Raw genomic sequence first — 22,813 nt, 5'->3', positions numbered from 1 at the left:
TTCTGCAATTCGACCTGCCCGTTCACGAGAACTGATGGTATTCCTGACGCTAGACCGTCGGACAGACGGCCGAGGTGATGTAGTCGGCGATCTGTGCGTGCGACATGTGCCGCGCGGGCGACAGGAGCTCCGCGTAGATCGCGCTCACCATGAACTCGACGGCCGTCGACGGGTCGGGGTGCAGATGCGCGGCGAGCGGCGACGGCGCGATGTGGCTCAGCGTCCGGTCGGTCACGATGTCGACGAGCGTGGGCTGTGAGCCCGAGCGGATCAGCCACGGCAGCAGCCTGCTCGCGTCGATCCGCAGCGCGGCGACCAGCGGCTCGTTGCGCGCGTTGTAGTCGAGCACTTCGCGGACCAGCATGTGCACCGTCTCGCGTGGTTGATCGGCGAACCGGAGGCGTCCGAGGAGCATCTGTTCGAGCCGGTCGAGTTCGTCGGCCACGAGAGCTCCGATTAGTTCCTCCCGCGAGGAGTATCTGCGGTAGACGGTGGCCCGGCCGATGCCGGCCTCCCGAGCGACCGCGGCCAACGTGAGTGCGTCGAGCCCCACCCGCTGCACCACGCGCCGCGTCGCTGCCAACACCTCATCGCTCGCGGACATGCCTCGAACTGTATCGCGATGCCAGTGAGACAACTATTGATATGCATGAGTCATAAGTGAGACACTTTACCCCATGACTGTCTCATCATCTTCGGGTCCTGACACCGGCACGTCCCCCTGGGACTCGCAGCCCCACGAGTTCGACTACCACGCCGATCTCGTCGACGGTGCGATCCCGGAACGGCTGCACGGGGCGCTCTATCGGATCGGCCCCGGTCGATTCGAGGTCGGAAGCCATCCGGTCGGGCACATCTTCGACGGTGACGGCATGGTCTCGAAGTTCGACATCGGCGCGGGCGGGGTGCATTTCCGGAACCGATACGTGCGTACCAAGGCGTTCGCGCGGGCGAACAGCACGTCGCGCCCACCGAAGGGATTCGGCACTCAGCGCGTCGGCGGCGCGCTGGCCAACGCACTGCGGTTCCCGGAGAACCTGGCGAACACCAACGTGCTCGTGCACGACGACTCGCTGTACGCCCTGTGGGAGGGCGGTCGTCCGCACCGCCTGGACCTCGAGACCCTCGCCACCCTCGGCGTCGAGTCGTTCGACGGCGCCCTCAAACGCCTCGGCGCGTTCTCCGCCCATCCGAAGACCGATCCGCGCACCGGCGAGGTGTTCAACTTCGGCCTCGACTTCTTCCCGCGGCCGATGATCCGCTGCTATCGCCTCACCGCGGGCGGGACGCTCGACGGTGTGGCCACGGTGCCGATACCCAAACTCGGCTTCGTCCACGACTTCGCGCTCACCGAGCGGCACCTGGTCTTCGTGCTCGGGCCGCTCGTCGTGAAACGGCCGATCCCGGTGGCCCTGGGCCTCCGCCCGTTCGACGACGCGCTCTCCTACGAGCCCGACCTCGGCACGTCGATCGTCCTCGTGCCGCGCGACGGCGGCGCCGCCACCACGATCGAGTACGACCCGCTGTTCCACTTCCACGTCACCAACGCGTACGACACCGCGAGCAAGACGGTCGTCGAACTCGTCGTCCACGACGGGGACGGCGGCTGGTCGGCGTGGAACGGGCACCTGCACGACTTCCGCAACCATCCCGGCCCCGCGTTCGGTGGGACGCTCACCAGGCTCACGATCAACCGGGCCGCGCGCGCCGTCGTACGCGAGCCGCTCAGCGATCTCGGCGGAGAGTTCCCGCAGATCGACCAGCGCCGGACCGCGGCCGAGCACCGCTTCACCTATCTCGCGCAGGCGTCCCAGACCGGCGGGAACCCGGATTCGATCACCTCGATCGACCATTCCACCGGCCGCGAGGATCGCTACCGATCCAGCGGCGACGACACCGTCTGCGAACCGTTGTTCGTCGCCGATCCGGCCGAGTCGGCCGAGGGCGCGGGATGGCTGCTGACCGTCGAGCACCGGCCTGCCGCGGCGTCGTCGGCGCTGCTCGTCTTGCGCGCCGGCCGTCCGAACGAGGGGCCGGTGGCCACGATCGGACTCGACCACCACATCCCGATGACGTTCCACGGCGCGTTCCGGCCCGACTGGCGATAGACCGCCGCCGTGTCGAGCGACGTGAACCGGTTCGATGACCGGGCAGAAGTCTCCCGTCAGTGGTCGAGATGACCCGATACTCGGGTCGAGTGTCCATATACGGGAGAGTATTGCCCGGCGGCCGGGGCATCGGACCGATCTGTTCTGTTCATACCGCAGCCTCCGGATGCTCATCGAACCGAATCGGTTCGGGGCGACCCGACGTTCTACGATGCTCACCATGACCGAGAACGCCGCGATCACCATCCCCGCCGACCTCCTTCCCGCCGACGGCCGCTTCGGCTGCGGACCGTCGAAGGTCCGTCCCGAGCAGTTGCAGTCGCTGGTCGACACCGGCGCATCGGTGTTCGGCACCAGTCACCGCCAGGCGCCCGTCAAGAACGTCGTCGGCGCGATCCGCAGCGGCCTGACCGACCTGTTCTCGCTGCCCGACGGCTACGAGGTGGTGCTCTCCAACGGTGGCACCACCGCGTTCTGGGATGCCGCGGCGTTCGGACTCGTCCGTGAGCGCGTCCTCAACCTGACGTACGGCGAGTTCTCGTCCAAGTTCGCGACCGTCACCAAGAAGACCCCCTTCTTGGCCGACCCGAAGGTCATCTCGACCGACCCCGGCACCGCGCCCGATCCGGCCGCGATCACCGCGGCCGACGTCGCGGGCGGCGACGGACCCGCCGTCGACCTCATCGGCTGGGCGCAGAACGAGACGTCGACCGGTGTGGCCGTCCCGGTGCTCCGCCCCGAGGCCGCGGGCGACGCCTTGGTCGCCATCGACGCCACGTCGGGTGCGGGCGGGCTGCCCGTCGACATCTCGCAGACCGACGTCTACTACTTCGCTCCGCAGAAGTCGTTCGCGTCCGACGGCGGTCTGTGGATTGCCATCATGAGCCCGGCGGCGCTCGCGCGCGTCGACGAGATCAAGGCGTCGGACCGCTGGTGCCCGGAGTTCCTGTCGTTGCCGACCGCCGTCGACAACAGCGCCAAGAACCAGACGTACAACACGCCTGCGGTCGGCTCGCTGCTGCTGCTCGCGAACCAGATCGAGTGGATGAACTCCAACGGCGGCCTCGACTTCTGCACCGGCCGCACCGCCGAGTCGAGCAGCATCCTCTACTCGTGGGCGCAGACCAGCGACTACGCGTCGCCGTTCGCCGACGAAGCGCACCGTAGCCAGGTGGTCGGCACCATCGACTTCGCCGACTCGGTCGACGCGGCAGCCGTTGCGAAGACGCTGCGCGCCAACGGTGTCGTCGACACCGAGCCGTACCGCAAGCTCGGCCGCAACCAACTGCGCATCGGCATGTTCCCGGCCATCGATCCGGCGGACGTCCAGAAGCTGACCGAGTGCATCGACTACGTGGTCGGCAAACTCTGATCTAGCCTGCGACAGCGCCGGTAGACGATGGACACGCGGAGAACTCCGCGTGTCCGTCACTCGTCTGACCGGGCGGTGACTTACGCTGGAACAGGTATCCGCGTACGTCAGGACGCAGAGGAGGATCGATCGAGTGCGAAAGTTGAAGGCGCTGCGCGTCGATCCGGACGGGACGGTCATCTGTGTCGACACCGACTCCGGCGACCACTTCGCGCTGGCGGTCGACGACGTGTTGCGCGAGGCCGTCACACCGGCGGTCCCGACCCCCGAAGTCCCGACCGCGCCGGACATCATGTTGAGCCCGCGTGAGATTCAAGCCCGTGTCCGCGCCGGAGCGACAGTCGACGAACTCGCCGACGTGACCGGCGAACGCCCGGAGAAGATCTATCGGTTCGCCCATCCCGTACTCCTGGAACGCGTGCGAGCGGCCGAGTTGGCGCGCGCATCGCACCCGGCCGGGATCGACGGACCAAGCCTGAACACGCTCGGCGAACTCGTCTCCGAATGCCTGGCGCTGCGCGGCAACACCTCGGCCGAGGCATCGTGGGACGCGTGGCGCCCCGACGACGGCCGGTGGGTGGTCCAGATCGGGTGGACCAGCAACGGCCGCGAAGAGTTCGCGCACTGGCGGTTCACTCCCGGATCGCACGGCGGTAGCACCGAGCCGCTGGATGATCTCGCTGTGGAACTGACCGAACCCGAACTGGCCCGCGCATCCCGTCGCTCGGTCATGTCTGTGGTGCCGACGGCTCCCGAGCCGCCGCAGCACGAGGTCCTGCCCGACGGCCACGAGCAGGTCACGGTGAACGCGGACCAGATCATCGAACAGCAGTCGTCGTCTCCACTGGAATTGGAGTTCGAGGACGACCCGTCCGCCGAGCGCAGCGGTCGGGACCAACAACAGCACGGGCAGGGCCCTCGGCATCGCAGCGGAAAACGTGCGACGCCGAGCGTCCCAGCCTGGGAGGACGTCCTACTGGGCGTCCGTAGTCACCCCGGAGAGTAATTGTTCGCCCACACCACCACATTGTGGTTCGTCGCCTGCCCGGACCCCGCCGAACAGCTTCGACGGGGGTCGGTCGCCGACCCGGACCGCACCGACGACCTGATGCGTCGCGCCTACGTCGACGACGTCCCGTCCGCGACCGCAGTCACGAACCTGTCGACGCTGGCCGATGCCGACGACGATGAGGTGTACGCCGCGCACTTCGGTGACGTCGCGGTGTTGGCGGGCCGATCGTTGGCGACGGTGACGCCCGACGAGATCACCACGTTCGTGACCGGGCTGGAACCGGGTTGGACGGTTCTGCTGCTGTCGTTGGACCCGACGTCCAACACCGGGGTGTTCGCACGCTGGGAGGACGGACGGCTGCAGCGTGCGTTCGCGGCGTCGCCCGACACGATCCACTCCGACCACGGCGTCCCGTTCCCGTTCGAGAGTCCGTTCTGGGCGGGTGAGCGTCCGCTGCAGTACCTGCCCGGCGCCGAAGCCGATCCACTCGATCTGCCGTTCCATCCCGCAGAGCTGGCCGAGGAGGCGAACCGTCAGTGGCTCGGCTTCCGGTTCACCCCGCCGACGGCCGACGGCGACACCGAGCTGACCCGCATCCAGGTGTTCTCGTACCGCATCCTGTCCGAGGGTGCGGAGGCGACCCCCGCGTCCCAGGTGAAGCCGCTGCCGACGCCAGTGCCTGCACCGTCGGCCGCCGACGAACCTGCAGATGTCCCGGCGGAACTCGCAGGCGTCCCCGCGGGCGCCTCGGCTGAGCTCACCGACGCGGAGGTGACGATGCCGCTCGCCGTCTCGACACCGCCCGGATCAGATCCGGAGCCGAAGGCGCCCGGCCCGATCTCGCGGTACTTCGGTTTCCGCGGGCGCCTGTAACCAGCCCGGTAATCAGCGGCCCTATAATCGGCGGCCCTTTGATCAGCGGCTCAGTGATCAGCGGCTCAGTGCTTCATAGAACGCGACCGCAGCGGCCGTCGCGACGTTGAGGGAATCGGTGCCCCGGCTCATCGGGATGTGCGCGCGAACGTCGCAGGAGCGCATCGTGTGCTCCTTCAGGCCGGGCCCCTCGGCGCCGACGAGGAACGCCAGCTTCTCGCCCTGCACGGCTTGCCGCAACGGCACACTGCCCTCCCCCGGTGTCAGGGCGATCGTGCGGAAGCCGTCGCCGCGCAGCCGCTCCAGATCGCCGGCCCAGTCATCCGACTTGGCGAACGGCACGAGCAGCGCGTGCCCCATCGAGACACGGACGCAGCGCCGGTACAGCGGGTCCGCGCAGCCGGGCCCGAAGATCACCGCGTCGACGCCGAGGCCTGCGGCATTGCGGAAGACGCTGCCGATGTTCTCGTGGTCGTTGACGCCTTCCAGGACCGCGACAGTCCGCGCCGAGGAAATCGCCGCGGCCACAGTCAGCGCCTGCGGGCGACGCGCAGCGGAGAGCACGCCGCGGTTGAGGTGGAAGCCGATCACCTCGGCCATCACCTCCTTGGACGCACGATAGAACGGAATTCCGCCCGCGCCCTCGACCACGTCGCCGGACAGTTCGGCGAGGCGACGGTCCACCCCGAACAGCGCGTGCGGCGAGAACCGCGATGCGATCATCCGTTGGACGACGAGGACGCCTTCGGCGATCACCAGGGCCTTGCCGACGCTGCCGCCCGGCAGCGCCGGAAGGTCGGGTCGACGGTCCACGGAGTTGAGATCACGGAAGTCGTCGACCCGCTCGTCGGCGGGATCGGTGATGTCGATGACCTCGACGGTTAGACGCTGGCTCACCTGCAATACGGTGGCACACCTGAGCCACCAGACCCAAAATGGCAGAGTGGACACCGTGGACAACCTGACGATGACGCACGCGAGCGACGCCGATTGGCCCGAGATCATCGACTTGGACGCCCGCGCGTTCGCTCTGCCGAGCCCGCTCCCCCGCGACGAGATCACCGAGTTCCGCGCCAAGGTCCCCGATGAGGCGACCTACCTGATCCGCGACACCGGGACGGTCGAGGGGTCGTCGACGATCGTCGCGTTCTCGCTGTACTACGACCTGCCGTTGACCCTCCCCGGCGGCGCTGTCGCGTCGACCGCGGGTCTGTCGTGGGTCTCCGTGTCGGCGACACATCGCAGGCGTGGGCTGCTGCGCCGGATGATCGACGGCCAGTTCGCCGACTGGCGCGCCAACGGACATCCGCTGGCGCTCCTGACCGCGACCGAGGGCACGATCTACGAACGGTTCGGATTCGGTCCCGCCGCGTTCGCGCACCGGGTCAGCGTCACGCCGTCGGCAGCGACGTTCCGAACGCCTGCCCCCGACGACTCGCGCGTGCGCTATGGCACACCCGAAGAGGTCGAGACACATGTGCCCGCCGTCCACGCGCGGTGGGCGGCGGCGCGCGGCGGGGCGATCGGACGGCCCGACGCCTGGTGGCCGTCGTTACTGGCGGATCGAAGTTTCCGCCGGAACTCGCAGACATCCGGACTGCACTACCTGCTGCACCCGGACGGATACGCCGCGTACCGGATCGACGCCCGCGACCGGACCGCACTCGTCGACGACCTCGTCGCCGTGACGTCGCAGGCGCACGACGACCTGTGGCGTGTGCTGACGAGCCTCGACCTGATCTCGTCGGTCAATGCGTCGATCCCGGTGGACGATTCGCTCCCGCACCTGCTGACCGATGCGCGCGCGGTTGAGCTCCAGGCGCGGCCGGACACGCTGTGGGTGTCGATCCTCGACGTCGTCGACGCGTTGTCGCTGCGTACGTACTCCGAGGACGGAACACTCGTCATCGAGGTCGCCGACGCCTACTCCGACCGTGCGGGCCGCTACCGGCTAAGCGTCGTCGACGGTTCCGCCGACATATCGCGCACCGACGACAAGCCCAACGCGAGCATGGACATCTCCGTGCTGTCGAGCCTCTATCTCGGAGGCTCCGCCGCACGCGGGTTCGCCGAAGCCGGACGAATCGACATCGACTCCGCCGACTCCCTCACCCTCCTGGCCCGCATGTTCGACGTCGAGCACGCCCCGTTCGCAGGCACCTTCTTCTAGGTGTTGTCTGCCCGCGCTACGAGTTGATCAGCGTCTCGATGGGGCCACGAGCGAAGTAGACGATGAACAGGACGGCGACGACCCAGAGCAGCGGGTGGACCTTCTTGATGTCGCCGCGCGCGGTCTGCAGCACCACCCAGGCGATGAAACCGACGCCGATACCGTTGGCGATCGAGTAGGTGAACGGCATGACGACGATCGTCAGGAACGCGGGCAGCGCATAGTCGAAGCGGCCGAAGTCGATCTCGCGGACCTGCCCCATCATCAGCGCGCCGACGACGATGAGCGCCGGCGCGACGGCTTCCATCGGAACGATCGTGTACAGCGGGGTGAAGAACATCGCCGCCAGGAACAACACGCCGCTCACCACATTTGCGAGGCCGGTGCGGGCGCCTTCGGCGATACCCGACGACGATTCGACGAACACCGTGTTCGACGACGACGACGCGGCACCGCCGACGACGGCTCCGACACCTTCGACGGCCAGCGCCTTACCGATGCCCGGCAGGTTGCCGTCCTTGTCGGTGAGACCGGCTTCCTTTCCGAGACCGGTCATCGTGCCCATCGCGTCGAAGAAATTCGACAGTACGAGAGTGAACAGGAACACGCACGCGATCAGGATGCTGACATGCTCGAACGCTCCGGTGAACGCACCGAACAGGTCGACCTCGCCGACCAGCGACAGGTCGGGCAGACCGCCGACGCCGTCGGGCATACCGGGCACATTCATCGCCCATCCGCCTTTGTCGCCGGAATCCAGGTCGAGGACGGCTTCGACGATGATCGACACGATCGTCATGATCACGATGCCCAGGAGCAGACCGCCGGGCACCTTCCGCACGACGAGCACGCCCATCACGAGGACACCGATGCAGAACAGCAGAGTCGGGACGGTCGCGATCGAGCCGTCGATGCCGAGTTGGACGGGCGGTCCGCTCTCGGCGCCGTGCGTGACGAAGCCCGCGTTGGCGAGGCCGACGAGCGCGATGAACGCACCGATGCCAGCGGCGATCGCCGCCTTCAACTCGTTGGGGACCGCGTTGAACACCGCGGTCCGCACCCCGGTGAGACCGAGGATCACGATGACGATGCCGTCGAGCACCACCAGTCCCATCGCGGCCGGCCAGCTCATCTGCGGGGCGATCGTCACCGCGAGGAGACTGTTGATGCCCAAGCCTGCGGCGAACGCGAACGGAAAGTTCGCGACGACGCCGAACAGCACCGACATGATGCCTGCGACGAGCGCCGTCACCGCGGTCACCTGGTTGGGGTCCAGCGCGTGACCGAAGGCGTCGACGTTGGTGTCGGTGGCCGCGTTGCCGCCGATGATGATCGGGTTCAACACGACGATGTACGCCATCGCGAAGAAGGTGACGAGGCCGCCGCGGACCTCGCGTGAGAGCGTCGACCCTCGTTCGGAGATCTTGAAGTAGCGGTCCAACACGCCGGTCGTCTTCCCAGCGGGATCGGTCATCGGTTCACCCTTCGCACATGCACGCTCGATCCGATGCGCGGTCAGCGCACCACGGGAGAAAAGCTACCCTGAACCCATGACCGATGAGACACCGATCCCGGAGCTCCCCGCCCGACTCCGCGCTCCGGAACCGGTGATCGTCGTCGGAATGCTCGCCTGGCTCGTCGCGACGATCGTCGTGTGGGCAGCCGATCTGGGCGGCGAGCGAGCGTTGACGGTGTGCTGGGTCGGCCTGCTGGTCGGCGTGGCGGGGACCATCCTGGTGCTCGCCCAGAGGGCAGCGGTACGCCGTGGATCACGCGGTGCTCAAGAAGGGCTCGACTGAGTCTTCCCGGTGCGGCGTGCGGCACGCGCGGCTTGCCGGCGACGCGAGGACTGCACGTGCACGGCCACGCACAACGTGACCCAGATCGCCCCGAACAGCCATCCGAACAACACGTCGCTCAGCCAGTGCACGCCCAGGTAGACCCGGCTGAATCCGATGAGCGCCACCAGCACCGGGCCGACCACCAGCCACCCGGCGCGTTCGCGGACGCGCGGATACAACCGGTGCACGATGATCACCGCCAGCCCGTAGACGACGAGGCTGAGCATCGAGTGACCGGACGGGAACGAATAGCCGCCGATCTCGATGAGCCGGTCGTCCACCGGTGGTCTGTCGCGGGCGAAGATCACCTTCAGCAACGACATCAACGCCCACCCGGACAGCGATCCGGCGACGATCATCGCCGCGAAGTCGATGCGGCCGGCCATCCAGGCGAGGACGGCGACCCCGATCACGACGAGCGTCAAGGTGAGGGTGTCGCCCCACACGGTGATGAACTGCATGAACGAGGTCCATGGCTCGCCTCGGTGCGACAGGATCCAGTCGGTCACCGTGTCGTCGACGCCGAACGGTTTCATCGTCGTCGAGCCCCTACTTCGCGAGCGAGCGCCCGATGACGAGGCGTTGGATCTGGTTGGTGCCTTCGAAGATCTGCATGATCTTCGCTTCGCGCATGAACCGCTCCACCCGGAAGTCTCGCGTGTAGCCGTTGCCGCCGAGCACCTGCACGGCGTCGGTCGTGACCTTCATCGCGGCGTCGGTCGCGACGAGTTTCGCGGTCGCCGCGGCGCGCGAGTAGTCGCGGCCCGCGTCGCGTCGCCGGGCGGCGTCGAGATAGGTGGCACGCGCCGAGTCGACGGCCGCAGCCATGTCGGCCAGCAGGAACGAGAGCCCCTGGTGGTCGATGATCGCCTTGCCGAACGTCTCGCGTTCCTTCGCGTAGTCGACGGCGGCGTCAAGCGCCGCCTGCGCGAGTCCCGTCGCGCACGCCGCGATGCCGAGCCTGCCCGAGTCGAGTGCCGAGAACGCGATCTGCAGGCCCTGCCCCTGAGCGCCGAGAAGTCGGTCGGCTCCGACGAAGGCGTCGCTGTACGACGCGGCAGTCGTCGGCACCGCGTGCAACCCCATCTTCTCCTCCGGCCGGCCGAACTCGAGTCCGTCGGTGTCGCGCGGGACCAGCAGGCAGGAGATCCCTTTGGCACCCTCGCCGGTCCGCACGAAGGCGTTGTAGACGTCGGCGATGCCGCCGTGGGTGATCCACGACTTGGTTCCGGTCACCGAGTATCCGCCGTCGACGGCCTTCGCGCGGCAGGCCACCGCGGCGGCGTCCGATCCGGCCTGCGGCTCGGACAGGCTGTACGCGCCGATCAGCCGACCGTTCAACAGATCGGGCAGCCACCGCTGTTTCTGCTCGTCGGTGCCGTACGTGAACAGCGGGAAGCACGCGAGTCCGTGAACGCTGACAGCCACGGCGACCGACGCCCACCGGCTCGACAGTTCTTCCAGGACTTGCAGATACACCTCGTAGGGCTGACCGCCGCCGTCGTATTCCTCCGGATACGGCAGGCCGAGCAGGCCCGCCTCGCCCAACGCCCCGAACACGCCCTCGGGGTAGGTCTCGGCCTTCTCGTGGCCGTCGACGATCGGCTCGAGCAGCCGATCGCCGACATCGCGCACCAGGTCGATGAGGTCATGGGCCTCGTCGGACGGCAGCAGACGGTCAACCGGCATGTCTCAACCTCTTCTGTGGGGCAAGTCGTCTCGGAGTTGCCACTCATCGGGGCGGCAAGTCGTGTCGCGTCAACCGTACCGAGTCCGGTCAGGGCCCGACGCTCACGTGCACGGTACCCGCGTCGTCCACCCAGTGCGGCACGTCGACGCGGTGCTCGACCCCGCCCTCTTCCGGCCCACCGTCGTCCTGCCCACCCTCGTCCTGCCCACCCGTGTCCTGCCCACCCGTGTCCTGCCCACCCCTGTCCCCACCGTCGTCGACGACCACCGCGACAGTGAGCGGGCGGTGCGCGACGACGCGCCCGGCCAGTGCTCGGCCCGTGGCCGCGGCCCACGCGACGATCTCGGCGGAGTCGGCGTCGACGGTCACCCCGTCACTGACGGGGCCGCCCCGACACACGTGAGACGCGAGGTCCGCGTCGAGGACATCCGCGAGGATCTCGGCGTCCGCGGCGTCGACGGTCGGTCCGGACAGGACGGCCCGGTCCGCGGGCACACCGAGCGCCCACCACGAGCGATCGACGACGATCGGTCTGTCGGTCACGGTGCCCGCGAGCGTCCGAGCCCGGTCGATCGGGTCCAGTGCGGCGACGTCGACGCGACCCGACCTGACGGCGGCGACGAGGGCGGCGTGCGCGCGGGCCGCAACCCCGGGTGTCACGGCGCGGCCGGGGTCGCCGAGTCGATCGAGCCAGAAGTGCGCGTCGTCGGTGTCGTCCGGCCCGCAATACGCTTGCGCCCCGCCGTACTGTTCGACCCCGCCGACGAACAGCGGCGACGCGGCGGCCGGCACATCGTCGGCGGGGTCGAAGAGACCCGCGAACCGAGTGTCGTCGACGGATCGCAGGTTCCGCAGCGGTGTCGCGTCGATCTCGGCGTAGCGGCGCAGCCACCATCGTGTGTAGCCGGTCGCGAGCAACCCGGCGGTCGCCTCGTCGGCGAGCAGGGCCAGCGCGTCACGCCACCGGCCCGGGTCGACCAGATCGAGGTCGCGGACCGCGTCGACGGTCTCCGGAGGCACGTCGTGGGTGTCCCACCACTGTTCTTCGTCGGGCAGATCGTGGTCGGGCCCGGTCGCCAGATCGTCGTGGACGACGGCGAACCCCCAGCCGACACCCAACGCGCGCAACGCCTTCGACCCGTAGCGGTCGACGACTGACTGGTCGAGGGTGCCGAACGGCGAGTCGGCGACGAGCACCGCGCGCAGTGGAGCGTCGGGCAGCAGGAGCTCGTCGGCCGGCCAGTCCTCGCCGTCGTCGGCGCGCAGTTCGAGCGCACCGAGACCCGAGGCGTCGTCGAGGTCACCGAGGACGATCAAGTCCAGGACCGCCGCCGACAACTCCTCGTGGGTGTCCGCGGTGTCGATCGCCGCGCGCAGCGCCGGGTCGGCGAGCGCGTCGGCGACCCCGCAGTGTTCCAGACCGAGCCGGTCGAGCAGTGGGTCGTATGCGTCGGGATGCACGAGCGGCAGCCAGTCCGGGGGCTGCACCCGGCCGGTCGCGTGCACGAGTTCGTCGAGGACGAACAAACCGCGCGCGCCTCGATGCGTCCGACCGTCTGCGCGCGGGATCGGCAGCGCGCCGAGCTCGGCCGCGTCGTCGCCGGTCTGCACGAGCACCGCGAGCTCGGCGTACAGACTCCGCCACCACGACGGCTCCCGCTGCACGGCGGACAGTTCGTCGGCGAGGTCGGCGAGACCGATCTGTCGGGCCCCTGACCGGACGAGGGCCGCCGCACCCGCCGGGTGGGAGAGGTCGGGATGCGCGAGCGGGTCGAGGACATCGGCCAGAACCGAGCCGAGACCGTCGGACAGTCCGGGCAGCACCCACGCACGTTCGGGGGCGAGCGCGTCTCCGCCCGCCGTCGCCGCCCACCGCGCGACCCGCAGATCGGCGAGGACCTGCTCGTGCAGCCGTGCGGCGGTCCGTCCCGCGGGGAGGGTCGGCCGCGGGATCAGGTGGTGCCGCTGATCGATCGGCGCCAGCGCGACGAGCTCGGTATAGCCTGCGGCGGCCGACGAGACGTCCGCGTCGGGGTGCACATCTCGACGGTCCGGCGTCAACGGAAGGTGGGTGATGACGCGTGCGGGCAGCGCGAGCCGGACGGCGGTCGCGGTGGGACTGCGCAGGACGTCGCCGTCGACCGGAACGATGCGACCGTCCGCGTCCAGTCGCGTCGGGACCATCCACCTGGTCGATCCGGCGCGCGCGACCAGCCATCGCGCGAGGGCCTCGCCGTTCCGGACGATGTCGATCCGGTCACCGTCCGTCTGCCTCTGGAATGACTCGCCGCCGACATCGATCCGGCTCAGCGCGGGCAGTTCGAGCAGCAAATCCGGCACCTGTTCGGCGAATCCGGCGTACAGGGTCGCCGCGGCGGCGCCCGCATCGACCGACACCTGGGTGGTGAAACCCGCCGGCGGCACCGCGTCGGACGGCCAGGCGAGGCGTTGGGCAGGCACCTCGTCTGAGCCGATCTCGGCGGCGCTGCGCTGCCGGTCGAACTCGATGGAACCGCTGGTCGACGCGACCGTCACTCGGTCGGCGAAAGCCGTCGACCGGAAGCCGACGCCGAAGTGGCCGACGGTCTGCGCGCCCAGTGACGGTTTCGGCGAGACGCGTAGCGCAGTCAGCGATTCCACTCCGTCGCGGGTCAGCGGAACCCCGGTGTTCGCGAAGCGCAGCACGGTGCCGTCGCGGGTGATCGACAGGTGTCCGTCGCTCTCGACGGCGGCGTCCGCGGCGTTGGCGGCCAGTTCGGTCAGGAGACGTCCGCGGTACCCGATGTCGGACAGTTCGCGTTCGGCCGCGGCGTCCTCGGCCATCCGCGTGTGCGACGACCGCCACGTCTGCAGGGTCGCCGCGCGCAGGTCGGCGGTTCCGAAAGGGTCAGGAGTCGGCCGGGCCATCGGATCCGACGGACTCGGCAGGTCGGGCGACCACTTCGATGGCGCCGTCGTCGAACGCGTCGTACGCGGGGCTTCCGCTCCCCGACGGCGCCTTCACGTCCGAGTGGGCGCCGCAGCCGTACTCGGCGGAGACCACGTGCCCGTCAGCGGAGAACTCGTTGGCGCACACCCCGAATCCGGAGTGCAGCGCTCCGGCGACCGGTAGGTAGAAGCCGCAGGTGCCGCACGCGTGGCGCGCGTTCCGCGCCATCGGCGACGCCGGACCGAAGTCACCGTCGTACCAGCGCTGGGCGGCGTCGGCCCGGCCTTCGAGCGACAGGAGCCGTTCGCGTCCGAGCCCGATCTCCGCCGACACCTGGCCGACCTCGTCGGCGTCGAGCAGGCTCACGTCCTGCGTGTCGACCTGCCCGGGGACCAGTCGCGGATCGTCGGCCGGGGCGGCGAGCAGATCACCGGGCCCCAGGTCGCCCGGCGCCACGCGCTGCACCCACGGGACCCAGTCGGGTGCCAGCAATGCGTCGCCGGCAGGCAGGAGCGCCACCTCGCTGACGGTGACCTCTGACGATTCCGGCGCACCGGCGACGACGACGCACCACTGCCAGCCTCGGTAGCCGGTGAGCTGCGCGTCGAAGTAGTGCGCGGCGGCGTAATCGCCTTCCGCGGTCACCCCGGTATGGGCGCCGGGCTGTTCGCCCTCGGCGACCAGGGCAGCGCGGGCGACGTCGACAGCGTCGACGAGTCGGGGCGAAGAGATAGCAACACTCACCTGTCCAGTGTGCAATAGTCGGCCCCCTCGACGCACGTCAGGCACGTCCCTGCGTCGCGTTGTCTCACCGATGAGGAACAATCGAGGGTGTGAACACCCGTGGATCTCGTGACGACCGCGGGCCAGGCGGTCGCCCGCGCCCTCCTCAGGAGACGCAGCGCAACGGGGACGCGCAGGCCCGACGGCCCCGTCGCCCTGCCCCGCATCCGGGGCAGACCAACTACCCCGCCGACAGCCCTCGCCGACCGCGCCGCACCCCGACGCGCCGGTTCGACGCTCCCGGGTCGAATGGCGATCCCGCGTACGACGACTCGCGGCGCGACCAGCGACACGACCAGGCGCGCCCGGCGAGCGGGGCGTATCTGCCGCCGCGCACACACAATCCGCATCTGCCGCCGCTGCCGCCGCAGGACGAGGCGTACGACGCGCAGACCGAGGCGATCGACGCGAAGTCGGGCAAGCGCCGGAAGCGACTCGCCGGCGACGCCGAGTACGTGCCACCGGAGAAGGTGACCGTCGTCCGCGTGATGGCGCGCCGGTCCAAGTACTTCACCTCGTTGGGCGCCAAGATGGTGCACCGCGCCGCGACGGCCGACGGTGCCGACCGTTCAGGGTTGACCGCGCTCACCCTCCCGGTGATCGCGAACACCGCGGCCGACGCCGCGATGGCGATCGCCCTCGCCAACACGTTGTTCTTCGCGGCGGCGACCAGCGAGTCGAAGGTCAGCGTCGGACTCTATCTGGCGATCACGATCGCCCCGTTCGCGTTCATCGCACCGCTCATCGGCCCGATCCTGGACCGGTTACAGCACGGTCGGCGGATCGCGATGGCGACGACCTTCGGGCTCCGCGTCGTGTTGGGACTGCTGATCATCGTCAACTCGTCGTGGAACTCGGACACGATGCAGGTCGAATACAAACCGTGGGTGCTCTATCCATGCGCACTCGGTTTGATGGTCCTGTCGAAATCGTTCGGTGTCCTCAAATCGGCGGTCGCGCCGCGTGTGCTGCCACCGTCCATCGACCTGGTGCGCGTCAACTCCCGTCTGACCGTGTTCGGCCTGGTGGCGGGCACCATGGTCGGCGGAGCGATCGCAGGCCTCTTGGAGATTCTCCTCGCGAAAACACTGCCGTTCCACGTTCCCGGCGCGATGATCTGGCTCTGTCTGGTGGCCGCCGCGGGCGCCTACTTCTGCATGAAGATTCCCTCGTGGGTCGAGGTCACCGAGGGCGAAGTCCCGACCACGCTCACCTACCGCGGCGATCCGACGGCCGAGGAGGCCGCGCCGTCGAAGGGAGGCAGCTTCTCCCGCGAGCTGGCCAGCAAGATGCGGCAGCCGCTCGGCCGCACCGTGATCGTCGGCCTCTGGGGCAACGGCACGATCCGCATCCTCACCGGATTCCTGACGCTGTACATCGCGTTCTATGCGAAGGCCCAGCCCGACACGTCCGGCTGGCAGCAGATGTTGATGCTCGGCGCCGTCGGCGCGGCCGCCGGTGTCGGAAACTTCGTCGGCAACGGACTCGGCACCCGGATCGAACTCAAGAATCCGACCCGGATCGTGATCTTGGCGACCGCCGCCACCTTCGTCGCATGTGTGCTCGCCGCGATCTTCGGCTCGCTGCTCCTAGTCGTTGTCGCGGGCTTCACCGGCTCGGCGACGAGCGCCATCGCGAAGGTGTGCATGGACTCGTCGATCCAGAACGATCTGCCCGACGAGTCGCGGGCATCGGCGTTCGGCCGCTCGGAGACCGTCCTGCAGTTGTGCTGGGTCCTCGGAGCCAGTCTCGGCGTGGTGCTGCCCACGGACATCTGGATCGGCTTCACCGTCATCGCCGCCCTCGTCGGCATCGGCTTCGTCCAGACCCTGCTGACCAGCCGGGGCTCCACCCTGGTGCCCGGGGTCGGCGGTCGTCGACCTGACCACGCCGCGCCGACCGTCCCGTTCGCCGCGCAGGGTCCGCCGCCGCCGAGCGCCGCGCCGACCCGTCGCACCACTCGCTGACAGTCCCCAGCTCCCAATCCGCCAGCCCCCCATAGCCGCCACCCCCATAGCCGCCAGCCCCACCGATCGACGAAGGATTCACTCGTGCTGCAACCCGGAGACAAGAAGGTGCTGGCGAAGCTCACTGCGGCAGTCGCCGTCGTGGTCGTCGCCATCGCCGCTCTCACCACCGTCCTGGTGGTGACCGACAACTCGGACCCGCTGCCGACGGTGTCGGTGCAGGCGGGCGACGATCTGGTGCGAGCCGAGCCGGACTACTGGTGCGAGATCGACATGACCGACTGCCGACCGGCCGATCCCCGTCGCGTACAACAGCTTCCGGTGAACGTGCAGCGCGCGCCCGCCCCGATCGGCAGCACTGTTCTGGTCTCGGTGCCGCACGAGGTCGCCGACGGGCCGTGGATGGCGATCGCGCAGTACGCGACGCCGCGCGGCACGTACCGCGTCTTCGACGTCGAACCCTCCGAGAGCACGTTCACGAAGAAGTTCGTCAGCCGCCCCGACGCCGTCCTGTTGGGCATCCAGGTGTGGTCGGTGTCAACCGTCCTGCAGGACGCACCCGACGGGATGGACTCACTCGACGGCTCCATCCTGATGCGCGGGACATACACGATCGACACCGTCCCCGATGGGTTCACGATCCCGAACAGCACCGAGTTGGCGGACCGCCGCAACTGACCGGCGGTCCCGCCCGACCGGCGAACACAGAACGACCCCGTCCGAGGACGGGGTCGTTCTGGTCTGTCGTGTGCTGCCCGGTGTCACTCAGCGGTCCAACTCGCGGGTGACGCCGCGCACCACCTCGGAGATCCGTTGGGCCGTCTTGCGGTCCGGGTACCGGCCGTTGCGCAGGCCCGGTTGCACAGTGCCCTCGAGCAGGGTGATCAGATCCGCGACCACGCCGTGCAACTCGTCGGGGCTCATCCGCTTGACGTCCGGACGCTTCTCGCGACGAGCCTCACGGGTGTTCTTGACGACGCTCGGCGCGGGTTCGAGCACCGTGACGCGCAGCGCCTGCGGGCCGCGTCGTCCGGCTGCCATGTCGAACTCGACTCGCTGACCGGCCTTCAGTTCGGGGGCGTCGTCCCCGAGCGCCGACGCGCGGACGTACACGTCCTCGCCGTCGTCCTGCGACAGGAATCCGAAGCCCTTGTCGGCGTCGTACCACTTCACTCGGCCGCTTGGCACAGCACTCACCCTCAACTCGTTCATCTGCCTAAGAATCACGTATGCGCCTCCGGAGCCGCTGGCAGTGCGACGCGAGGCGCGTGGTGTCCGATTCTACCGCCTGGATTACCGTGGACTGCATGCAGACCCACAAGTCCTCTCGCCTGCTGATGGTGGCCGTGGTGCTGTTCGCCGTCGGCATGATCGCATCGTTGGCGCTTCTGCTGCCCGCTGTCCGCGACAGCAATCAAGCGGTCGTGGTGACCGTGTACCTGCTCGCACTGTGCGCCCCCCTCGGATTCGTCCTCGGCCTGGTCTTCGCTCTGCTGTCCGGCAGGCGCAGCCGGTGACCGGTACGACGCCGCTGGTGTCGGTGTCCGACCACGGGGCACTCAAGCAGGCGTACAGCTGCTTCCCCACGGGAGTCGTTGCGGTCTGTCGGCGCACATCGGACGGCGACGACATCGGCATGTCGGCGAGCTCGTTCACCACAGTCTCTCTCGACCCGCCGTTGGTGTCGGTGTGCGTGCGCGATGGTTCGTCGACGTGGCCGCGGCTGGTGACCGCCGACCGTCTGGGCGTGAGCGTCTTCGCCTCCCATCAGGGTGATGCGTGCCGCCGACTGGCCGGGCCGCCCGAATCACGATTCGATGACGTCCACCGGTCGATTACCGACTCCGGCGCGCTGTTCATCGCCGGCGCGGCCGCTCAACTCGAGTGTTCCGTGCTACAGGAGGTCCCGGCAGGCGACCACCTCGTCGTCCTGCTCCAGATCCATGCGTTGCGCAGCGACCCGAGCGTCGACCCGCTGGTGTTCCACGCCTCGACGTTCCGCGCTCTCGAGGCACGTCGGGCGCAATCCTGAGCGCGCGACGTGCTCCGCGTCTCAATCTGCACGTGATCCTTGTCACATAACGACCTCATAACGAACCGGACACGGACCGGGTACTAGTGGCGTGAACTGCGCAGACGCACTATCGCGTCCGAAACGCGCCTTTCAGGGTATGAAAATCACCGAGCGCAAGACGATGAAATCGAGCCCTACTCGGCCGTAGTGTTCAGGGCGGTCATCCACCAGGTGATCGACAACCGAACCGAACAGCCTCTTTCTGCCGCGCCAAGCCTCGCTCCGCTGAAAGAGACCGCATGACGAACATTCAGGAGCGAGGACGGGGGACCCACCATCTCCCCGTGAGACCCGGCGGACGAGCGATCGACCGCCTTGGGGTTAAGTCTCTGGCGTCGGCTACCAGCCGAACATCGAGACCGGGCACCTCTCGCCCGAACCCGACAGCTCACCTCGTAGGCGCGTGGAGAGAGGAAAAAACACATGTCCGGACGTCACGCCAAGCAGACGACCAACACCAAGACTTTCGCCAAGATCGCTGCGACCTCCGTCGTCCTCGGCGGCATCGGCGGCGGCGCCGCACTTCTCGGCGGCGGCCAGGCCTCCGCCGCGACCGACTCCGAGTGGAACCAGGTCGCGCAGTGCGAGTCGGGCGGCAACTGGTCGATCAACACCGGTAACGGCTACCACGGCGGCCTCCAGTTCAGCCCGAGCACCTGGGCCGCACACGGCGGCACCCAGTACGCTCCGACCGCCGATCAGGCGACCCGTGACCAGCAGATCGCCGTCGGCGAGCGCGTCCTCGCCTCGCAGGGCAACGGCGCATGGCCGACCTGCGGCGGCGTCCTCTCGGGCCCGACGCAGCGCACCGCTCCCGCCACCCCGCAGAAGGCAGCCCCCGAGGCGCCGAACAAGCAGGACAAGACGGGCACCGAAGCCAAGACCAGCGATGACGTCAAGGGCCAGGTCGACGACGAGCTCGCCGACGCCAACGTCAGCCCCGAGGTCCGCAACGCTTGGAAGGCCGCCAAGGACAGCGGCTACGAGCTGACCCCGGACCAGGTCAAGCTGTTCAACCAGAACAAGCACCTGCTCCCGTTCTGATCTGAACCAGATCTTTCCGATGACGGCCTCCGCTCACCGAGCGGGGGCCTTCGTCGTCGCGCCCACGGTGCGCTCCGCGAGAAGACCGAGGGCGCTCCGCGAGAAGACCGAGGGCGCTCCGCGAGAAGACCGAGGGCGCTCCGCGAGAAGACCGAGGGCGCTCCGCGAGAGAACCGAGGGTCTGTGGGCCTTCCCCGTGTCGACATGGCAGAATAAGCGGCGTGGCTAAGAAGAATGGATACGTGGACAATGGCTGGCCGAAAGAGACCGGCGACGACCACGCAGTGACGGAGTTCCTCGCGCACCTGCCCGGTGCTCTCTCACCGTTCGGCGACTCGGAGTTCCCGCTGCCCGCCGACGACCTGCCCTACGTGCACGCGAAGACTGTCGTCAACCGCTGATCTTCTTCTAGCAAAGATCTGACCGCGAAGACCCCCGCTCATCGAGCGGGGGTCTTCGCGCGCCGTCACCGGTTCTACTCCCGCCGCCCTCCAGTCCACCGCCGGTTCTCTACTCCATGCGCGAGCGAGTCGGGGCCGGCCCGACCCAGGTCGGTAACATGGATCGAATGAGTCCGGACCTCCCGCTGCGCAGTTGCGCCGACGAGCTGGCGAGCCGAACGGACGCCCGACTCGTCGAGCTCCTGGTCCGACGACCCGACCTCGCATCCCCACCGCCGCGCGGAACCGGCGTCCTCGCCCAGCGGTCCCTGGCGGCCGCATCCATCGCGTTGGCCGGTGAAGACCTCGACCTGCTCGCCGTCGCCGTCGTCGAAGCATTCGTCGACGCCGCAGGCGGCTCACACCACCACGGACTACTCGGACCGGTGAGCCGCGAGGACATCGTGTCGAAGCTGGGCCGCCGCGCGCTGCGCTCCGACGTGGATACACGACTGTCGCTTCTGTCCGACCTCGCACTGATCTGGCCTAGCGGCTCGTCGACCGGGAAGAGAACGACCAGCTGGCTGGCGGGCATCCACCTGCCGTCGGCCCTGCCATGGCGGGCGCCGCACCTGCTCGCGCCGATCGCGACGAGAGAGCCCGACGAAATCTCGGCTCAACTCGACGGCCTCGACGAGCGGCAGCGCGAACTCCTCACGACGCTGTCCCGGGGCCCGGCGCTCGGCCGGTCTCGGGACGCCGCGCCGGATGCCGCCCCGTCCGCCCCGGTCCCCCGCCTCCTCGCGGCTGGCCTCCTCGCCCGGGTGGACGAACAGACCGTCGAACTGCCGCCGCAGGTCGGACAGATCCTGCGCGGCGAACCGCCGTTGACGACGAGTCTGAAGGCGCCCGGCCTCGGCGGGACATCGTCGCGGTTCGACGCGGCCGCCGTCGACGCGGCGGGCGCAGGCGAAGCACTCGAGGTCCTCCGGCACGTGGGCAACCTGCTCGACGCACTCGCCGAAGCGCCCGCGGCGGTACTCCGCGCAGGCGGCATGGGGGTACGCGAGCTGCGTCGCCTGGCGAAGACCACGGGCCTCACGGCCACCCGCGTCGGGCTCCTCGTCGAACTGTCCGATGCTGCGCGACTGATCGACGCGGGTGTACCCGACTCCGTCGACGTCCTGTCCGCCGACGAGGTGTTCGCCCCGACGACATCGAGCGATACCTGGCTGCACATGGAGCCGGGACGCCGGTGGGCGCATCTGGCGCAGTGCTGGCTCGACCTGCTCCGCCGGCCGTGGCAGATCGGCGACACCGACCGCGACGGCGCGATCATCGCCGCGCTCGCCCCGCATGCGTTCGACGGGTCCGCCACCCTCGTCCGACGCACGATCCTGGCACCGCTCGCTGAGATCGATCCGGCAGTGCCGGTCAGCGTCGAGTCCCTCACCGCCCTCCTCGGGTGGCGCCATCCGAGACAACTCCGTCGTCTGACCACCCGCGTGGTCGGCGAGACCCTGCGGGAGGCGACCGAGCTCGGCCTCGTCGCACACGGCAGCCTGACCACGGTGGGGCGGGCGCTGCTCGCCGCCGACCCGGATGATGACGACCGCGCTGATCTCGTGCGGACGATGTCGGCGGCACTGCCCGAACCGATCGACTACTTCCTGGTCCAAGCCGACTTCACCGTGACGGTGCCCGGCCCCCTCACCCCCGAACTCGCCGCTCGGCTCGCCCTGGTCGCGGATCTCGAGTCGGGCGGTGCGGCGTCGGTGTACCGCGTCACCGAGGACGGAATCCGCCGCGCCCTCGACACCGGCCGCACGGCAGCCGAACTCGCCGCTCTGTTCGCCGAGCACTCCAGGACCCCGGTCCCCCAGTCGTTGAGCTATCTGATCGACGATGTCGCCCGTAAGCACGGACAGCTGCGGGTGGGCGTCGCCTCGTCGTTCGTCCGATGCGACGATGCTGCGACGTTGACCGCTGTGCTGCGCAGCGACGCCGCGGCCGACCTGTCACTGCGTGCGCTGGCGCCGACGGTCGCCGTGTCCGGGGCGCCGCTGCGCGATGTGATCGACCGGTTGCGCGCGGCGGGCTTCGCGCCCGCGGGCGAGGACTCGTCGGGCACCCTCATCGATCTGCGCAGCCGCGGCGTCCGGGTTCCTGGACGCACACGCAGGCCGCCGCGCCCGGCCGGGCGCGGCCGGATCGGCGACGGCCAGGCGGCCACGGTCGTGAACCGGATGCGGACCGCCGACCGTGCGGAGCGCCCCGTCTCGAGTGCGGCGTCGAGCGACTCCGGCGAGACGACGTCCGCGCTCATCCATCTGGCATTGCAGACCGGCCGTCTGCTCCGCATCGGGTACGTTGACGCTCACGGCGGCGCGAGCCGCCACGTCGTGAAGGCCCGTTCGCTCGCCGCTGGGCAGCTCGTCGCCGCCGAAGAACCCTCCGACGACGACCTCCGATTCGCCCTGCACCGCATCACGCGCGTCGAACTCCTGTAGCCGCGCGGACTCCTCGCGCTGCCCGATGTGGCCGGAACGCCCGCCCACCTGGACAATGGA

Annotated in this window: 21 protein-coding genes and 1 riboswitch; of the genes, 13 read left to right on the top strand and 8 right to left on the bottom strand. The window is 69.1% G+C overall.

Annotated features, from left to right (window positions below; translation table 11 throughout):
- Window positions 1–49: 49 nt before the first annotated feature.
- A complete protein-coding gene (locus tag L5G33_RS00160) occupies window positions 50–604 on the bottom strand; it encodes a TetR/AcrR family transcriptional regulator (protein WP_236996119.1) in 555 nt (184 codons plus the stop codon).
- 73 nt (window positions 605–677) lie between these two features.
- Between L5G33_RS00160 and L5G33_RS00155 the strand changes: the two genes are divergently transcribed.
- The 4 genes from L5G33_RS00155 to L5G33_RS00140 all read left to right on the top strand — a co-directional run bounded on the left by L5G33_RS00155 (window position 678) and on the right by L5G33_RS00140 (window position 5,365).
- A complete protein-coding gene (locus L5G33_RS00155) occupies window positions 678–2,108 on the top strand; it encodes a carotenoid oxygenase family protein (RefSeq protein ID WP_236996118.1) in 1,431 nt (476 codons plus the stop codon).
- Window positions 2,109–2,328: 220 nt separating this feature from the next.
- The gene (gene serC, locus L5G33_RS00150) at window positions 2,329–3,480 is read left to right on the top strand and encodes a phosphoserine transaminase (protein ID WP_236996117.1); all 1,152 of its coding nucleotides are present in this window, start codon (window positions 2,329–2,331) and stop codon (window positions 3,478–3,480) included.
- 133 nt (window positions 3,481–3,613) lie between these two features.
- Window positions 3,614–4,486: a septation protein SepH gene (gene sepH / locus L5G33_RS00145; protein ID WP_236996116.1), complete on the top strand. Its 873-nt coding sequence runs from the start codon at window positions 3,614–3,616 to the stop codon at window positions 4,484–4,486.
- Window positions 4,487–5,365: a DUF6928 family protein gene (locus L5G33_RS00140; protein ID WP_236996115.1), complete on the top strand. Its 879-nt coding sequence runs from the start codon at window positions 4,487–4,489 to the stop codon at window positions 5,363–5,365.
- A 57-nt stretch (window positions 5,366–5,422) separates the two neighbouring features.
- Here the strand turns inward: L5G33_RS00140 and L5G33_RS00135 are convergent, their stop codons facing one another.
- Window positions 5,423–6,268, bottom strand: coding sequence for a TrmH family RNA methyltransferase (locus L5G33_RS00135; RefSeq protein WP_236996625.1), 846 nt, complete (start codon window positions 6,266–6,268; stop codon window positions 5,423–5,425).
- A 64-nt stretch (window positions 6,269–6,332) separates the two neighbouring features.
- Between L5G33_RS00135 and L5G33_RS00130 the strand changes: the two genes are divergently transcribed.
- The gene (locus L5G33_RS00130; protein WP_236996624.1) at window positions 6,333–7,535 is read left to right on the top strand and encodes a GNAT family N-acetyltransferase; all 1,203 of its coding nucleotides are present in this window, start codon (window positions 6,333–6,335) and stop codon (window positions 7,533–7,535) included.
- Window positions 7,536–7,551: 16 nt separating this feature from the next.
- Here L5G33_RS00130 and L5G33_RS00125 read toward each other — a convergent pair whose 3' ends face one another.
- The gene (locus L5G33_RS00125; RefSeq protein ID WP_236996114.1) at window positions 7,552–9,009 is read right to left on the bottom strand and encodes an NCS2 family permease; all 1,458 of its coding nucleotides are present in this window, start codon (window positions 9,007–9,009) and stop codon (window positions 7,552–7,554) included.
- Between the two features lie 76 nt (window positions 9,010–9,085).
- On the opposite strand from L5G33_RS00125, the gene L5G33_RS00120 reads away from it, so the two are divergent.
- Entirely contained in the window at window positions 9,086–9,334 is a 249-nt protein-coding gene (locus L5G33_RS00120; RefSeq protein ID WP_236996113.1) for a DUF2530 domain-containing protein, read from the top strand.
- On the opposite strand, the gene L5G33_RS00115 is transcribed toward L5G33_RS00120, so the two are convergent.
- From L5G33_RS00115 to L5G33_RS00100, 4 genes are all read right to left on the bottom strand, one after another.
- Complete coding sequence (locus L5G33_RS00115; RefSeq protein WP_236996112.1) at window positions 9,316–9,912, bottom strand: phosphatase PAP2 family protein; 597 nt, start codon at window positions 9,910–9,912, stop codon at window positions 9,316–9,318. The genes L5G33_RS00120 and L5G33_RS00115 overlap by 19 nt on opposite strands.
- Window positions 9,913–9,925: 13 nt before the next feature.
- Window positions 9,926–11,065, bottom strand: a complete 1,140-nt coding sequence (locus tag L5G33_RS00110) for an acyl-CoA dehydrogenase family protein (RefSeq protein ID WP_236996111.1) — start codon at window positions 11,063–11,065, stop codon at window positions 9,926–9,928.
- An 88-nt stretch (window positions 11,066–11,153) separates the two neighbouring features.
- Complete coding sequence (locus tag L5G33_RS00105) at window positions 11,154–13,973, bottom strand: sacsin N-terminal ATP-binding-like domain-containing protein (RefSeq protein ID WP_236996110.1); 2,820 nt, start codon at window positions 13,971–13,973, stop codon at window positions 11,154–11,156.
- On the bottom strand, window positions 13,954–14,739 hold the full coding sequence (locus tag L5G33_RS00100; RefSeq protein ID WP_236996109.1) for a DUF3027 domain-containing protein: 786 nt from the start codon (window positions 14,737–14,739) through the stop codon (window positions 13,954–13,956). Before L5G33_RS00100 ends, L5G33_RS00105 begins: the two co-directional genes overlap by 20 nt.
- Window positions 14,740–14,828: 89 nt before the next feature.
- Here L5G33_RS00100 and L5G33_RS00095 point away from each other — a divergent pair, with 89 nt between their 5' ends.
- Together L5G33_RS00095 and L5G33_RS00090 are read left to right on the top strand one after the other, a co-directional pair.
- Entirely contained in the window at window positions 14,829–16,745 is a 1,917-nt protein-coding gene (locus tag L5G33_RS00095) for an MFS transporter (protein ID WP_236996108.1), read from the top strand.
- Window positions 16,746–16,829: 84 nt separating this feature from the next.
- Window positions 16,830–17,423, top strand: a complete 594-nt coding sequence (locus tag L5G33_RS00090) for a DUF2771 family protein (RefSeq protein ID WP_236996107.1) — start codon at window positions 16,830–16,832, stop codon at window positions 17,421–17,423.
- A gap of 87 nt (window positions 17,424–17,510) precedes the next feature.
- On the opposite strand, the gene L5G33_RS00085 is transcribed toward L5G33_RS00090, so the two are convergent.
- Window positions 17,511–17,933, bottom strand: a complete 423-nt coding sequence (locus tag L5G33_RS00085; RefSeq protein WP_236996623.1) for a cold-shock protein — start codon at window positions 17,931–17,933, stop codon at window positions 17,511–17,513.
- Window positions 17,934–18,052: 119 nt separating this feature from the next.
- On the opposite strand from L5G33_RS00085, the gene L5G33_RS00080 reads away from it, so the two are divergent.
- The 5 genes from L5G33_RS00080 to L5G33_RS00060 all read left to right on the top strand — a co-directional run bounded on the left by L5G33_RS00080 (window position 18,053) and on the right by L5G33_RS00060 (window position 22,753).
- Window positions 18,053–18,262: a hypothetical protein gene (locus L5G33_RS00080; protein ID WP_236996105.1), complete on the top strand. Its 210-nt coding sequence runs from the start codon at window positions 18,053–18,055 to the stop codon at window positions 18,260–18,262.
- Complete coding sequence (locus tag L5G33_RS00075; RefSeq protein ID WP_236996104.1) at window positions 18,259–18,777, top strand: flavin reductase family protein; 519 nt, start codon at window positions 18,259–18,261, stop codon at window positions 18,775–18,777. The genes L5G33_RS00080 and L5G33_RS00075 overlap by 4 nt, the downstream gene beginning before the upstream one ends.
- Window positions 18,778–19,049: 272 nt before the next feature.
- Window positions 19,050–19,237, top strand: a riboswitch (cyclic di-AMP (ydaO/yuaA leader).
- 5 nt (window positions 19,238–19,242) lie between these two features.
- Window positions 19,243–19,863, top strand: a complete 621-nt coding sequence (locus L5G33_RS00070; protein WP_236996103.1) for a transglycosylase family protein — start codon at window positions 19,243–19,245, stop codon at window positions 19,861–19,863.
- A gap of 221 nt (window positions 19,864–20,084) precedes the next feature.
- Window positions 20,085–20,264: a hypothetical protein gene (locus L5G33_RS00065; RefSeq protein WP_236996101.1), complete on the top strand. Its 180-nt coding sequence runs from the start codon at window positions 20,085–20,087 to the stop codon at window positions 20,262–20,264.
- A 167-nt stretch (window positions 20,265–20,431) separates the two neighbouring features.
- Window positions 20,432–22,753, top strand: coding sequence for a helicase-associated domain-containing protein (locus L5G33_RS00060; RefSeq protein WP_236996098.1), 2,322 nt, complete (start codon window positions 20,432–20,434; stop codon window positions 22,751–22,753).
- Window positions 22,754–22,813: the final 60 nt, after the last annotated feature.

Source organism: Gordonia liuliyuniae, assembly GCF_021738805.1.
In the GTDB taxonomy this organism is placed as follows: domain Bacteria; phylum Actinomycetota; class Actinomycetes; order Mycobacteriales; family Mycobacteriaceae; genus Gordonia; species Gordonia liuliyuniae.
This window is presented reverse-complemented; position numbering and strand designations above follow the sequence as displayed.